The 567-nt window shown below is 53.4% G+C and carries 2 protein-coding genes; both read left to right on the forward strand.

All coding sequences use genetic code 11. The features are described from left to right. The coding region (locus AC1RJW_RS29755; RefSeq protein ID WP_493048121.1) for a phosphopantetheine-binding protein at positions 1-251 on the forward strand (251 nt) is incomplete at its 5' end. A gap of 20 nt (positions 252-271) precedes the next feature. Beyond that, positions 272-567, forward strand: a 296-nt coding sequence (locus AC1RJW_RS29760) for a TubC N-terminal docking domain-related protein (protein ID WP_493048122.1), incomplete at its 3' end; no start/stop codon positions are given.

Consider the following 567-nt stretch of genomic DNA (forward strand, 5'->3'; position numbering starts at 1 on the left):
GGATGGATCTGCTGGGACTTGACCAGGTCGGCCGCGATGATCACTTCTTTGAACTAGGTGGCCATTCGCTGCTCGCGACCCGGTTCATGTCGGCCGTGAACGATCAATTGGGCATCACGCTGCCGCTCCGCATGCTGTTCGAAGTACCGATCCTTGCCCACATTGCAAAAAATATCCAGAGCCTGTTAGCTTTGACGACCACGCCTGCGGTCGGAGAATTAGCTGATGAGAACGAAATAATCGAGTTCTAACATAAACGATACATATAAAAATGAATAAAGTTGAGCAGTTGTTGCTGGAGATCAGCCGCCTTGGTGTTGTATTGGCCATCAAAGATGGGAAATTGATTAGTCAGGGGAGCAAGGGAGCATTGACTCCAGCATTGCAAGAGCAAGTCCGGGCGCACAAGGGTGAGATTATTGTGTTTCTCAACAATCTGAGCCACACGTCGCAGCGACGCGGCGAGATTGGTACTGCCGACCGTACGCAAGCCTTGCCGCTGTCGTTTGCGCAGCAGCGGCTGTGGTTCCTGGACCAGCTCGACCACGCCGCCAGCGCCGCTTACCA

This window comes from Janthinobacterium sp. GW822-FHT07A03, from assembly GCF_058798815.1.